Source organism: Burkholderia sp. MSh2 (assembly GCF_000731655.1).
GTDB lineage: Bacteria > Pseudomonadota > Gammaproteobacteria > Burkholderiales > Burkholderiaceae > Burkholderia > Burkholderia paludis.
This window is the reverse complement of sequence record NZ_JPGM01000001.1, coordinates 225,117-236,721: the sequence shown is the minus strand read 5'-3', so window position 1 is coordinate 236,721 and position 11,605 is coordinate 225,117. Positions and strand designations below refer to the sequence as shown.

At 70.3% G+C, this 11,605-nt stretch carries 13 protein-coding genes; 9 read left to right on the top strand and 4 right to left on the bottom strand.

What is annotated here, in order from left to right; translation table 11 throughout:
• Window positions 1-30 precede the first annotated feature (30 nt).
• Window positions 31-975: a LysR substrate-binding domain-containing protein gene (locus tag GQ57_RS00995; RefSeq protein WP_031396928.1), complete on the bottom strand. Its 945-nt coding sequence runs from the start codon at window positions 973-975 to the stop codon at window positions 31-33.
• 168 nt (window positions 976-1,143) lie between these two features.
• On the opposite strand from GQ57_RS00995, the gene gtdA reads away from it, so the two are divergent.
• The 8 genes from gtdA to GQ57_RS00955 all read left to right on the top strand — a co-directional run bounded on the left by gtdA (window position 1,144) and on the right by GQ57_RS00955 (window position 7,602).
• On the top strand, window positions 1,144-2,187 hold the full coding sequence (gtdA, locus tag GQ57_RS00990; protein WP_034196795.1) for a gentisate 1,2-dioxygenase: 1,044 nt from the start codon (window positions 1,144-1,146) through the stop codon (window positions 2,185-2,187).
• An 84-nt stretch (window positions 2,188-2,271) separates the two neighbouring features.
• Window positions 2,272-2,970 (top strand): fumarylacetoacetate hydrolase family protein, encoded by a 699-nt coding sequence (locus GQ57_RS00985; RefSeq protein WP_034196854.1) that lies wholly within the window; start codon window positions 2,272-2,274, stop codon window positions 2,968-2,970.
• A gap of 24 nt (window positions 2,971-2,994) precedes the next feature.
• A complete protein-coding gene (gene maiA, locus GQ57_RS00980) occupies window positions 2,995-3,636 on the top strand; it encodes a maleylacetoacetate isomerase (RefSeq protein WP_034196794.1) in 642 nt (213 codons plus the stop codon).
• A gap of 19 nt (window positions 3,637-3,655) precedes the next feature.
• Complete coding sequence (locus GQ57_RS00975; protein ID WP_034196793.1) at window positions 3,656-4,864, top strand: 3-hydroxybenzoate 6-monooxygenase; 1,209 nt, start codon at window positions 3,656-3,658, stop codon at window positions 4,862-4,864.
• Between the two features lie 79 nt (window positions 4,865-4,943).
• Window positions 4,944-6,305, top strand: a complete 1,362-nt coding sequence (locus tag GQ57_RS00970; RefSeq protein WP_034196792.1) for an MFS transporter — start codon at window positions 4,944-4,946, stop codon at window positions 6,303-6,305.
• 96 nt (window positions 6,306-6,401) lie between these two features.
• On the top strand, window positions 6,402-6,752 hold the full coding sequence (locus GQ57_RS00965) for an ArsR/SmtB family transcription factor (protein WP_034196791.1): 351 nt from the start codon (window positions 6,402-6,404) through the stop codon (window positions 6,750-6,752).
• Complete coding sequence (locus GQ57_RS00960; RefSeq protein ID WP_031396921.1) at window positions 6,742-7,176, top strand: YeeE/YedE family protein; 435 nt, start codon at window positions 6,742-6,744, stop codon at window positions 7,174-7,176. Before GQ57_RS00965 ends, GQ57_RS00960 begins: the two co-directional genes overlap by 11 nt.
• Before the next feature lie 3 nt (window positions 7,177-7,179).
• On the top strand, window positions 7,180-7,602 hold the full coding sequence (locus GQ57_RS00955) for a DUF6691 family protein (protein WP_031396920.1): 423 nt from the start codon (window positions 7,180-7,182) through the stop codon (window positions 7,600-7,602).
• 144 nt (window positions 7,603-7,746) lie between these two features.
• Here GQ57_RS00955 and GQ57_RS00950 read toward each other — a convergent pair whose 3' ends face one another.
• Window positions 7,747-8,097: a hypothetical protein gene (locus GQ57_RS00950; protein WP_031396919.1), complete on the bottom strand. Its 351-nt coding sequence runs from the start codon at window positions 8,095-8,097 to the stop codon at window positions 7,747-7,749.
• A gap of 203 nt (window positions 8,098-8,300) precedes the next feature.
• Here GQ57_RS00950 and GQ57_RS00945 point away from each other — a divergent pair, with 203 nt between their 5' ends.
• On the top strand, window positions 8,301-9,785 hold the full coding sequence (locus tag GQ57_RS00945) for an aminotransferase-like domain-containing protein (RefSeq protein ID WP_034196790.1): 1,485 nt from the start codon (window positions 8,301-8,303) through the stop codon (window positions 9,783-9,785).
• 82 nt (window positions 9,786-9,867) lie between these two features.
• Here the strand turns inward: GQ57_RS00945 and GQ57_RS00940 are convergent, their stop codons facing one another.
• Together GQ57_RS00940 and GQ57_RS00935 are read right to left on the bottom strand one after the other, a co-directional pair.
• Entirely contained in the window at window positions 9,868-10,146 is a 279-nt protein-coding gene (locus GQ57_RS00940) for a hypothetical protein (RefSeq protein WP_031396917.1), read from the bottom strand.
• A gap of 97 nt (window positions 10,147-10,243) precedes the next feature.
• Window positions 10,244-11,572: a cytochrome-c peroxidase gene (locus GQ57_RS00935; protein ID WP_081896549.1), complete on the bottom strand. Its 1,329-nt coding sequence runs from the start codon at window positions 11,570-11,572 to the stop codon at window positions 10,244-10,246.
• Between the last annotated feature and the right edge of the window lie 33 nt (window positions 11,573-11,605).

Here is an 11,605-nt window from a genome sequence, read left to right as displayed (position 1 = left end):
GGCGGCCCGGTGTGCGCCGGGCCGCGCCGGTCATTCCGTCGTCGTCTTCTCCCAGCCGCCCACCTGCGGCGCGGCGCACGCGCGCAGGCACTCGATCGTCGCGGCCACGGCCGCGCGATTCGCGCTGTCGGGGTGCCAGTACATCGACACCGCGCCCTGGCCCTCGAGCGCCATCGGCAGGATCCGGATCGCGTTCAGTTGCGCGAAGCGTCGCGCGGCACGATGCGATGCGACGCCTAGCAGGTCGGTGTTGTTCAGCAGCGTGAGGTTCAGGATCGACGAGTTCGACTCGACGCAGTGCGGCGGCTGTACGCGGCCGGCGGCCGTCAGCGCGGCCTCCAGCGCGTTGTGTACCGGCGTGCCCGACGGCCAGACGATCCACGGGTAGGCGAGCACGTCGTCCCAGCCCACCGACGTCGCGCCGGCGAGTGCGTGGCCGGGCCGCGCGACGAACACGACCGGATCGACGTACAGCGCTTCGGCGTGCAGCAGCGGATCGACGGAGGTCGAGCCCGAACGGCCCACGACGATGTCCAGTTCGCTGTGCGCGAGCTGCGGCATCAGCAGGTTCATCGTGCTCTCGGTCATCCGCACCTGCGCGCGCGGCATCCGCTTCAGCAGTTGCGACACGGCGAGCGGCACCGTGTCGGCCGCCGCGACGCCCGAGGTGCCGATCGTCACGAGGCCGCTGCCGCCTTCGCGCAGCGCGGCCATGTCGTCGCGCGCGACGTCGAGCTGTGCCGCGACGCGGCGCGCGTGCTCGATCAGCGCTTCGCCGTAGTGCGTCGGCCGCAGGCCGCGCGCATGCCGCTCGAACAGCGGCAGCCCGACATCCTCCTCCAGTTCCTTCAGCCATTTCGACAGCGCGGGCTGCGTGGTCGCGAGCGCCATCGCCGACTGGCTCAGGTTGCCGGTGCCGGCAAGGCTCAACAGTACCTGCAGATGCCGCAGCCGCAGCCGGTGGGTCCAGTCCATCGCATGCCTCGTCGCCAGTAGATATATCCAAAACAATATGGATCAGATGATTTGACCATTTTACCGGGTATGGCTGCGTCGAATATAAAACCACTCATGTGCCGCGGTACGGCCCCCGACCCGAGAGACACAGCGCCGACGCCGATCGGCCGACTTCAAGGAGACATCATGACGACCTGTCCGGACGCGTCGCGCGCCGCCTATTACGCCCGGATCGCCGGGCAACGCCTGGCGCCGCTGTGGGAATCGCTGCACAACCTCGTGCCGAAAACCCCGCAGCCGGCCGCGCAGGCGGCGATCTGGAAATACGCGCAGGTGCGCGATCTCGTGATGCAGGCCGGCAGCGTGATCAGCGCGGAAGAGGCCGTGCGCCGCGTGCTGGTGCTGGAGAACCCCGGGCTGCCCGGCAAGTCGAGCATGACGCCGAGCCTGTATGCGGGGCTGCAGCTGATCCTGCCGGGCGAGATTGCGCCGAGTCATCGGCATACGCAATCGGCGCTGCGCTTCATCGTGGAAGGGCGCGGTGCGTGGACGGCCGTCAACGGCGAGCGCACCACGATGCACCCGGGCGATTTCATCATCACGCCGTCGTGGGCGTGGCACGACCACGGCAATCCGCCGGCGGAGGCGGGCGGCGAGCCGGTCGTGTGGCTCGACGGGCTCGACATTCCGCTCGTCGCGAGCCTCGACGCCGGCTTCGCGGAGAACTATCCGGAAGCCATGCAGCCGGTGCATCGCCCCGAAGGCGACAGCTTCGCGCGTTTCGGTCACAACATGGTGCCGGTGCGGCATCGCGCGAGCGACCCGACGTCGCCGGTGTTCAGCTATCCGTATGCGCGCAGCCGCGAAGCGCTCGACGCGCTGTACCGGAACGGCGAACTCGATGCGTGGGACGGCGTGAAGCTGCGTTACGTCAACCCCGCGACGGGCGGCTGGCCGATGCCGACGATCGCGACCTTCATGCAGTTCCTGCCTGCCGGCTTCGACGGCCGCCCGTACCGCAGCACCGACGCGACGATCTACTGCGTCGTCGAGGGCGGCGGCACCGCGCACATCGGCGCAAACGCGTTCGAATTCGCGCCGCACGACATTTTCGTCGCACCGTCGTGGGCGCCCGTGCGGCTGTCGGCGTCGTCCGACAGCGTGCTGTTCAGCTATTCCGACCGGCCCGTGCTCGCCGCGCTGAACCTGCTGCGCGAAGCGCGCGACTGACGCCGGCCGCTTTCGACGATCCGTGTTCCGTGCGCCGCCGCGGCGGCGCGCGACTTTTCATGCATCCCCATGCTGGAGCCGTTCATGACTTTCGTTTTCCCGCCTGAAGCCCCCGTGGCGCTTTCCGTCGCCGGCAGCGACGCCCGGTTCGCGGTGCGCCGCGTCTACTGCGTCGGCCGCAACTATGCGGCTCATGCGCGCGAAATGGGCTTCGATCCCGATCGCGAACCGCCGTTCTTCTTCTGCAAGCCGGCCGATTCGATCGTGCCGGTCGCGTACGGCGAAACGCTCGACCTCGCGTATCCGTCGCAGACGCAGAACTATCACTACGAGGCCGAACTCGTCGCGGTGATCGGCAAGGGCGGCGCCGACATCCCGCTCGAGCGCGCGCTCGAACACGTGTGGGGCTATGCGGTCGGCCTCGACATGACGCGCCGCGACCTGCAGATGAAGATGCGCGAGATGGGCCGGCCGTGGGAGATCGGCAAGGCGTTCGACCGTTCGGCGCCGATCGGGCCCGTGCATCCCGCCGGCGAGGTCGGCCATTTCGTGCAGGGCGGCCTGTGGCTGACGGTCAACGGCGCGACGAAGCAGCAGAGCGACGTGTCGCACCTGATCTGGTCGGTCGCGGAGACGGTCGCGGACCTGTCGAAGTTCTTCCGCCTGGAGCCGGGCGACGTGATTTTCACGGGCACGCCAGAAGGCGTCGGCGCGGTGGTCGCGGGCGACGTGATGAAGGTCGGCGTCGAGCGGCTCGGCGAACTGACCGTGCGCGTGGTCTGACGCACTTCGGTGAAAGGTGACATCGTGCAACTGCATGGCTTCTTCAATAGTTCGACATCCTATCGGGTGAGAATCGCGCTCGCGCTGAAAGGGCTGGCGTACGACGCGCTGCCCGTGAACATCCGCACGGGCGAGCATCGCGACGCCGATTACGTCGCGCGGGTGAACCCGTCGGCACTGGTGCCGGCGCTGGCCGACGGCGAATTCCGTCTCGGCCAGTCGCTCGCGATCCTCGACTATCTCGACCAGATCCATCCGGAACCGCGGCTGATCCCGCTCGAACCGCGGCGCCGGGCGCGCGTGCTGGAGCTGGCGACGCTGATTGCCTGCGACATCCATCCCGTCAACAACCTGCGCGTGCTGCGCTATCTCGACAACGAGCTGAACGTCACGCCGCAGCAGAAGGCCGCGTGGTACCGGCACTGGATCGCGGAAGGGATGGCCGGTGTCGAGCGGCTGCTCGTGCGCGCGGACACGGGCCCGTGGTGCTTCGGCGACACGCCGACACTCGCCGACGTCTGCCTCGTGCCGCAGATGGCGAACGCATTGCGGATGGATTGCGACCTGAGCGCGTACCCGCGCAGCCTCGCGGTGTATGAACACGCACGGCGCGCGCCGGCCTTCGAGGCCGCGCAACCGCAGCGGCAACCGGATTACGTTGCGTAACACGAAGCAGGAGACAGACATGAGCGAGACAAACAGCAACGGCCGGCGCGTACTCGTGATCGGCGGCGGTATCGGCGGACTCGCGGCGGCGCTGGCGCTCGCGCGCCAGGGCATTCGCGTGACGCTGCTCGAACAGGCGGCGCAGATCGGCGAGATCGGCGCGGGGATCCAGCTTGCCGCGAACGCATTCAACGCGCTCGATGCGCTGGGCGTCGGCGCGGCCGCGCGTAGCCGCGCGGTGTTCACCGACCGGCTGCAACTGATGGATGCGCTCGATGCGCGCGCGGTCGCCTGCATCGATACGGGCGCCGCGTATCGCGAGCGCTTCGGCAATCCGTATGCGGTGATCCATCGCGCGGACATTCACCTGTCGATCTACGAGGCCGTCAAGGATCACCCGTCGATCGAGTTCCGGACGAGCACGCAGGTGTGCGGCTTCGAGCAGGACGGCAACGGCGTGACCGTGATCGACCAGCACGGCGAACGCTATCGGGCCGACGCGGTGATCGGCTGCGACGGCGTGAAATCCGCGATCCGTCACGCGCTGATCGGCGACGCGCATCGCGTGACCGGCCACGTCGTGTATCGCGCGGTGGTCGACGTCGACGACATGCCGCAGGATCTGCGGATCAACGCGCCCGTCGTATGGGCCGGCCCGCATTGCCACCTCGTTCACTACCCGCTGCGCGGCGGGCGGCAATACAACCTCGTCGTCACGTTCCACAGCCGCGAGCAGGAGACCTGGGGCGTGCGCGACGGCAGCAAGGACGAAGTGCTGTCGTACTTCGACGGCATCCATCCGCTGCCGAAACAGATGCTCGACCGGCCGACGTCGTGGAAGCGCTGGGCGACCGCCGACCGCGATCCGGTCGAATACTGGAGCGCGGGCCGCGCGACGGTGCTCGGCGACGCCGCGCATCCGATGACGCAATACATCGCGCAGGGCGCGTGCCAGGCGCTCGAGGACGCGGTGACGCTCGGCGCGGCCGTCGCCCGGACCGACGGCGATTTCGAGGCCGCGTTCGCGCTGTACGAGCGCGTGCGGATTCCGCGCACCGCGCGCGTGCTGTATTCGGCGCGCGAGATGGGGCGGATCTATCACGCGAAGGGCGTCGAGCGGCAGGTCCGCAACGGGCTCTGGGTCGGCCGCACGCAGACGCAGTTCTACGACGCGCTCGACTGGCTGCATGGCTGGCGTGCGGAAGATTGCCTGACGCCCGCCGCGTGACGCGGCAAGGCGGCCCGATTCCGGCGGCGCGCAGGTCAACGCCATGACGCGCGACCGCCTGCCTGGAGGAGACACCATCATGGCCGATACGCTGTCCATCGACGTCAGCGAATGGATCGACCGGCATCGCGTTGCGCCGTTTCAGGCCGCGATTGTCGCGCTGTGCTTTCTGATCGTCGCGATCGACGGGTTCGATACCGCGTCGATCGGTTTCATCGCCCCCGTCATCCGCGCGGAATGGGGCCTGTCGCCCGCGCGGCTCGCACCGGTGTTCGGCGCGGGGCTCGCCGGGCTGATGGCCGGCGCGCTCGTGTTCGGGCCGTTCGGCGACCGGTTCGGCCGCAAGCGCCTGCTGCTCGCGTGCGTGGCGTGCTTCGGCATCGCGAGCGCCGCGTCGGCGAGCGCCGGCGGCCTGACGGAGCTGATCGCATGGCGTTTCGTGACCGGGCTCGGGCTCGGCGGCGCGATGCCGAATGCGATCACGCTGACCTCCGAATACTGTCCGGCGCGACGCCGTTCGCTGCTCGTGACGACGATGTTCTGCGGCTTCACGATCGGCTCCGCGCTCGGCGGGCTCGCGGCCGCGTCGCTGATCGAGCACCACGGCTGGCGGGCGGTGCTCGTCGTCGGCGGCGCCGCGCCGCTGCTGCTCCTGCCGGTGCTCGCGTGGCGGCTGCCGGAATCGGTGCGCTATCTCGTCGGCACGGGGGCGGCCCGCGGGCGGATCGCGGCGATGCTCGCGCGCATCGCGCCCGATCCGCATCTTTCGCGCGCGTCGTTCGTCGCGCCCGCCGGCAAGCCGGCGGGGTCGCCGCTCGGCCGCCTGTTCGGCGCCGACCTGCTGCGCGGCACGCTGCTGCTGTGGCTCACGTTCTTCATGAGCCTGCTCGTCATCTACTTGCTGTCGAGCTGGCTGCCGACGCTGCTGCGCACGACCGGCGCGACGTTGCAGACGGCCGCGCGCGTGACCGCGATGTTCCAGGTCGGCGGCACGCTCGGCGCGATCGTGCTCGGCGCGCTGATGGACCGCTTCGATCCGCATCGCGTGCTGGCCTGCAGCTATGCGGCGGCCGGCCTGTTCGTCGCGGCGATCGGCGTACTGGCCGCCTCGCCGTGGGGCGCCGCGCTCGCCGTGTTCGCGGCGGGCTTCTGCGTGTCGGGTTCGCAGGTCGGCGCGAACGCGCTGTCGGCCGGGTTCTATCCGACCGAGTGCCGGACCACCGGCGTGAGCTGGGCGAACGGCATCGGCCGCGGCGGCTCGGTCGTCGGATCGATGGCGGGCGGCGCGATGCTGGCCGCGGGCATGCCGCTGCCGGCCGCGTTTGCCGCGGTCGCGGTGCCGTGTGCGATGGCGGCGCTCGCGGTGCTGGCACTGGGCGTGGTTCGCGCCGATGCGATGCGCGGGGCGGCCGGCGATGCGATCGCGGGCGAGCAGGCCTGAGCGGCGACGGGGGATAACGTGGCGAACGGCCACCGGACGAACTCAACAATATATAAAATGATAAAATATTGAATTCGTAAATATATTCCTGCACCAATGCACGACGATCTTCCCGCCGGGCTGCCCGAACCGGACACGATGCGCGCGATCGCCGAATCGGCTTGCGTGTTCCTCGAGGTGCTGTCGAATCCCGACCGGCTGCTGTTGCGCCGCGAGCTGTCGCGGGGCGAGCGCTGTGTCGGCGACATCGAAACGCGGCTGGACATCCGCCAGCCGACGCTGTCGCAGCCACTCGGCGTGTGGCGCGACCACGCGCTGGTCCGTACGCGCCGCGAGGGCAAGAACATCCACCATTCGCTCGACAGTCCGGCCGCGATCGCGGTGATGGGCGTACTGTACGAACAGTTCCGCGGCCCGGCCGCGCAGGAGACCCGCGATGCACGTTGATGCGCTTCATTTCACGCCGTGGCCGTCGCTGGCCGGCGGCGTGCTGATCGGGCTGGCTGTCGCCTGGCTTGTCGCGTTCAACGGCCGCATCGCCGGTATCAGCGGCATCGTCGGCGGGCTGCTCACGGCGGCCGTCGGCGAGCGCGGCTGGCGCGCCGCGTTCGTCGCCGGGCTGATCGTCGCGCCGCTGGCGATGCGCGTCGCCGGGGCCGGGCCGATGCCGCAGGTTGATGCCGGCTGGCCCGACGTGCTGGCCGCGGGGCTGCTGGTCGGGATCGGCACGCGGTACGCGGGCGGATGCACGAGCGGCCACGGCGTGTGCGGGATGTCGCGCGGTGCGTTGCGCTCGGTGGTCGCGACGGCGATCTTCATGGTTGCGGGTTTCGTGACCGTATTCGTGCGGCGGCACGTGCTGGGGGGCTGACCGATGCAGGCAGGATTCGCGTTTCTGGCGGGGCTGCTGTTCGGCGTCGGCCTCGTCGTGTCGGGCATGGCCAATCCGCAGAAGGTGCTCGGCTTTCTCGACCTGGCGGGCCGCTGGGATCCGTCGCTCGCGTTCGTGATGGCCGGCGCGACAGGTGTGGCCGTGCTCGCGTTCGCATGGGCGAAACGCCGGACGCGGTCGTGGCTCGGCCTGCCGATGCAGTTGCCGGCGCGGCGGGCGATCACTGTGCGGCTGGTGGCCGGCAGTGCGGCGTTCGGCATCGGCTGGGGCATCGCCGGGTTCTGCCCCGGGCCCGCGATCGTGTCGATCGGCTTCGGAGTGAGCAAGGGGATCGGGTTCGTCGCCGCGATGCTGGTGGGGATGGCGATATTCGAGTGGGCCGAGCGTCGGCGGCGCGCGCGCTGAGGCGACGGCCGAGCGGACCGGGGAGGGAGCGGCGGTGGAGCCGGACGATCCGCAACGGCACCGTCGGACCGGTTCGCACCGGCGTTGCGCCGGACGAGGCGACGTCAGGCTGACGTGACCGGCGGAGAGCCGCCAGTCGTACGATCAGGAAGGTTCGTGCGCACGGTGGCCGCCGCGCACCCGCCCGGAGAGGCGGCCCAGGATCGCGCGCCACGCCGCGAGCACGCCGGGCCGGCTGCCCGGCTCGACGACCGCCGTGCTGACCGCACCGGCGCCGCCGGCCGACAGCATCGCGTGGCCGGCCGTTTCGAACGTCAGGCACTCGCCTTCGTCGAGCAGGCGGCGAACGGACTGCGGCGCATCGGGCAGCCAGTCGAGCCCGCCGTGACGCAACGTGACCGCGAGCGCGCCGTCCAGCACGATCACCCGGCTGCCCTTGTCGAACCACGCGAAGTGGCTTTGTCCGGCGTCGAGCCGGACGTGTCGTGTCTGCATGGCGATTCCCTTTCCCGGTTGTGCGGCCCCGCGACGGCGAGGCGACGGCGTGCAATCAGGTTAGGGAAACGGCCGCCGGCTCGACAGATTCAGGGGACGGGAATCTGTTCCGGTGCAGGCGACGAATTTGCGCTGCTGTATCGGCGGGTTTCCCCGGAATCTGTATCTGGCGTGCCTTCGGCCACGCGGGCACGATCGCCTGCATGACGTCTTTTACCGACCCGTGCCGGCCGCCGTTGCCGATGGACGGCGAACCGCTGTACGAGCGGCTCGCCGAGCACTACCGCCGCATCATTGCGGCCGGCACGCTGTCGCCCGGCGACCGGATGCCGTCGGTGCGCGCGTTCATGGCACGGCACGGCGTGAGCCTGTCGACCGCGATCCAGGCGTTTCGGCGGCTCGAGGATACGGGCTGGTGCGAGGCGAAGCCGCGTTCCGGCTACTTCGTGCGGCGCCGCGCGGCGGCCGTGCTCGACACATTGCCGGAAAGCGAGGTGCCGCCGCTGAGCGTCGAGCCGCCGTTTGCGGGCCTGCACGAGCGTGTGTCCCGCGTGATCGATCGCGCGAACGCGGCGACCGATGCGTTGAATCTCGGTGGCGCGTCCGCGCTGGCCTCGCTGTATCCGGCCGAGCGCCTGCAGGCGCTGGCGATCCGGCTGCTGCGACGCAAGCCGACGCTGCTGACGGATGCAGGGCCCGTCGGCGGCTCCCCCGAATTCCGGCAGGCGATGGCCAGGCGCGCGTTGTCCTACGGCGTGACGGTGACGCCGGACGACGTGCTGTCGACGAGCGGCGGCGTCGACGCGGTGAATCTCGCGCTGCGCGCGGTGGCGCGCCCCGGCGACACGATCGCGATCGAATCGCCGGCTTTCTTCGGCTTGATCCAGTTGCTCGAAAGCCTCGGCCTGCGCGCGCTCGAAATCCCGGCCAGCCCGACGACCGGCCTGTCGATCGAAGCGCTCGAAGTGGCGCTGGCCGCCTATCCGGATCTTCGGGCCGTGGTCGTCGTGCCGAACCTGCAGAACCCGCTCGGCTGCGTGATGCCCGATGCGCGCAAGGCCGCGCTCGTCTCGCTGTGCTCGCGCCACGGCGTGGCCGTGATCGAGGACGAGCCTTATCGCGAACTCGTGGAGGCGCAGCAGACGGTCAAGCCGGTCAAGGCGTGGGACCGGGACGGCACGGTGATCTACTGCCCGTCGTTCAACAAGGTGCTGGCGCCCGGGATGCGGCTCGGCTGGATGAGCGCGGGGCGCTGGCATGCGCGCGTGAGGATGCTGAAGTTCGCGCAAAGCCGGCACAATGCCGCGCTGCTGCAGGCCGTGGCGGCCGAATTCGTCGGTTCGGGGGCGTTCGATCGCCATCTGCGCAGGTTTCGCGAACAGTTGCGCGTGCAGCGCGACGGCACGATCGATGCGATTGCGCGCCATTTTCCGGCCGGAACCCGGCTGAACCAGCCGCCGGGCGGCATGCTGCTCTGGATCGCGTTGCCGGACGGCGTGCGCTCCGATGCGCTGTTCGACGCCGCGCTGGCGCACGGGATCAAGATCGCGCCCGGTTCGATCTTCTCGAATTCCGACCGCTTCGACGGCTATATCCGGCTCGCCTGCACGCGCGTGTTCGATGCCGGGCACGAGGCGGCGTTCGAGACGCTCGGCCGCCTGATCCGCGACGCCGCGGCGGCCGCATAGCGGCGACACCTGCCCGCCGGGTACGCGCACTGGCGAGCGGCGCCGGCTCGCCGCACCCTTGCGGCGGCCGGCCGCCACGCCTTCAGCGACTGGCCGAGTGTGTGGCGAGGTGCTGACGGATCAGCGACAGGTAGCGATCGCCGACCGAGAAATCGCGTGCGGCGCGCGGCCGCTCGGCCTGGCGCAGCAGCGTGGCCGGCGCGCTCATGCCCAGATACCGGCATACCGCGGACGGAAAGGGCTTGCGCGTATGCCCGAGCTGGCGAGCCGCGCGCTCGACGCGGGTATCGCCGACCTGGGCGCGAAGCCACGCCAGTACCTGGCGGTCGGTTTCGTTGACGATACGGACCAGATGTTCCATCGCGCACCTCACTGTTCATAAATACAGTACTGTAAATATAACCAGTGTTCGCGACAGCCGCAAGCAGGCGCGCATCCGGCTGGCCGTTCGGCCAGGGTCAGCGCGCCGGCGCGGCGGTTCGTGCGATCCGGGCGGCGGGGGCGGGCGGCGCGGCAGCACCCGCGGGACGCGCGTCGGTCAGCGTGCCCAGGAAGGCGACGATGTCGTCGATTTCCGCGTCGGTCAGCGCGGGCGGCGTGCCGGGCCGGCGGTTCATCGGCGTCGAGTTGACGTTGATGTTGCCGCGATAGGCGGCGGGCACGTCGTCGAACGTACTGGCCCCGTGATACCAGAAGCCGGGATCGGTCGAGCGCGTGTTGTAGAACGCGACCGCGTCGCGCAGCGTCGTGAACACGCCGTTGTGCATGAACGTCTGCTTGAGCGCGACGTTGCGCAGCCCCGGCGTGCGCAGGTAGCCGCACCATTGCGTCGGGTCGGGCCAGCGCAGGCGCCGCGCGGTGTCGCACAGCCCGTTGTCGAAATGGCGCGGATCGCGGTTCGCCGGCAGCGCGCGGTTGCGCGGCACGGCGATCGCGTCGTAGCCGAAATCGGTGAAGAGCGAGCGTTCCGGGCGGCTCGACGTTTCCGACAACGTGTGGCAGCTCATGCAGTTGCCCTTGTCGGGATTCCGGAACAGCGCAAGGCCGCGCATCTCGGCCGGTGCGAGCGGCGTGCGGGTGCGCAGGAACGTGTCGAAGCGCGACGTGAACGGCGCCATCTCGTCGCTCTGCAGGTAGGCCTCGACGGCCAGACCGAGCGCCCGCACCAGTTGCTCGGGATCGCGCCGCACCGGCGCGCCGAAGCGCGCGGCGAGATCGGGCGCGAGTTCGGTTGCGTCGATCTTGCGCAGCAGCGCGGCCGGCGACCGGTTGTTCATCTCGTCAGGATCGAACAGCGGCCCGCGGATCTGTTCGGCGAGCGTATCCGCGCGGCCGTCGCTGAACAGCCCGCCGAACGGCGACGGCGCGGGCGCATCGTCGTCCTGGTAGAAGTGGCGGCGCGGCACGTAGCGGACATAGAGCAGCGACGGCGCGTTGCGCCGGCTGAAGCGTCCGTGCCGGCTGCCTTCCGGTACGCCGGGGCCCGCGAGCGACGCGGCCGACAGCGTCGGCGCGAATGCGCGGCCCGGGTCGTGGCAGCCTGCGCACGACATGCCGCGCGGCTCGGACAATCGCTGGTCGAAGAAGATCCGCCGGCCGAGCGCGACGAGCGTCGGATCGGGCGCGAAGCGCGCGGTCGCCGCATCGATCTTGCCCGTGACCTGCGGCGTGCCGCTGCCGATCGTGGCGACGACGCGCGACGGCGGCGCGCCGGGAAGCAGCACCGTGTCGGCCGGCGCGGCGCGGGCCGCGAGCGTCAGGCCCGCAAGCGCGGCCGCGGCCAGCATGCGCCGCGTTCGCCGGCCGCGTGCACGGCCGGC

Excerpts from the sequence above, each read along its gene's own strand:
- GQ57_RS00945 (WP_034196790.1), top strand. The coding sequence starts at position 8,301 with ATGACGTCTTTTACCGACCCGTGCCGGCCGCCGTTGCCGATGGACGGC.
- GQ57_RS00950 (WP_031396919.1), bottom strand. The coding sequence starts at position 8,097 with ATGCAGACACGACACGTCCGGCTCGACGCCGGACAAAGCCACTTCGCG.
- GQ57_RS00960 (WP_031396921.1), top strand. The coding sequence starts at position 6,742 with ATGCACGTTGATGCGCTTCATTTCACGCCGTGGCCGTCGCTGGCCGGC.
- GQ57_RS00965 (WP_034196791.1), top strand. The coding sequence starts at position 6,402 with ATGCACGACGATCTTCCCGCCGGGCTGCCCGAACCGGACACGATGCGC.
- GQ57_RS00970 (WP_034196792.1), top strand. The coding sequence starts at position 4,944 with ATGGCCGATACGCTGTCCATCGACGTCAGCGAATGGATCGACCGGCAT.
- GQ57_RS00955 (WP_031396920.1), top strand. The coding sequence starts at position 7,180 with ATGCAGGCAGGATTCGCGTTTCTGGCGGGGCTGCTGTTCGGCGTCGGC.
- GQ57_RS00995 (WP_031396928.1), bottom strand. The coding sequence starts at position 975 with ATGGACTGGACCCACCGGCTGCGGCTGCGGCATCTGCAGGTACTGTTG.
- gtdA (WP_034196795.1), top strand. The coding sequence starts at position 1,144 with ATGACGACCTGTCCGGACGCGTCGCGCGCCGCCTATTACGCCCGGATC.
- GQ57_RS00935 (WP_081896549.1), bottom strand. The coding sequence starts at position 11,572 with ATGCTGGCCGCGGCCGCGCTTGCGGGCCTGACGCTCGCGGCCCGCGCC.
- GQ57_RS00940 (WP_031396917.1), bottom strand. The coding sequence starts at position 10,146 with ATGGAACATCTGGTCCGTATCGTCAACGAAACCGACCGCCAGGTACTG.
- GQ57_RS00985 (WP_034196854.1), top strand. The coding sequence starts at position 2,272 with ATGACTTTCGTTTTCCCGCCTGAAGCCCCCGTGGCGCTTTCCGTCGCC.
- GQ57_RS00975 (WP_034196793.1), top strand. The coding sequence starts at position 3,656 with ATGAGCGAGACAAACAGCAACGGCCGGCGCGTACTCGTGATCGGCGGC.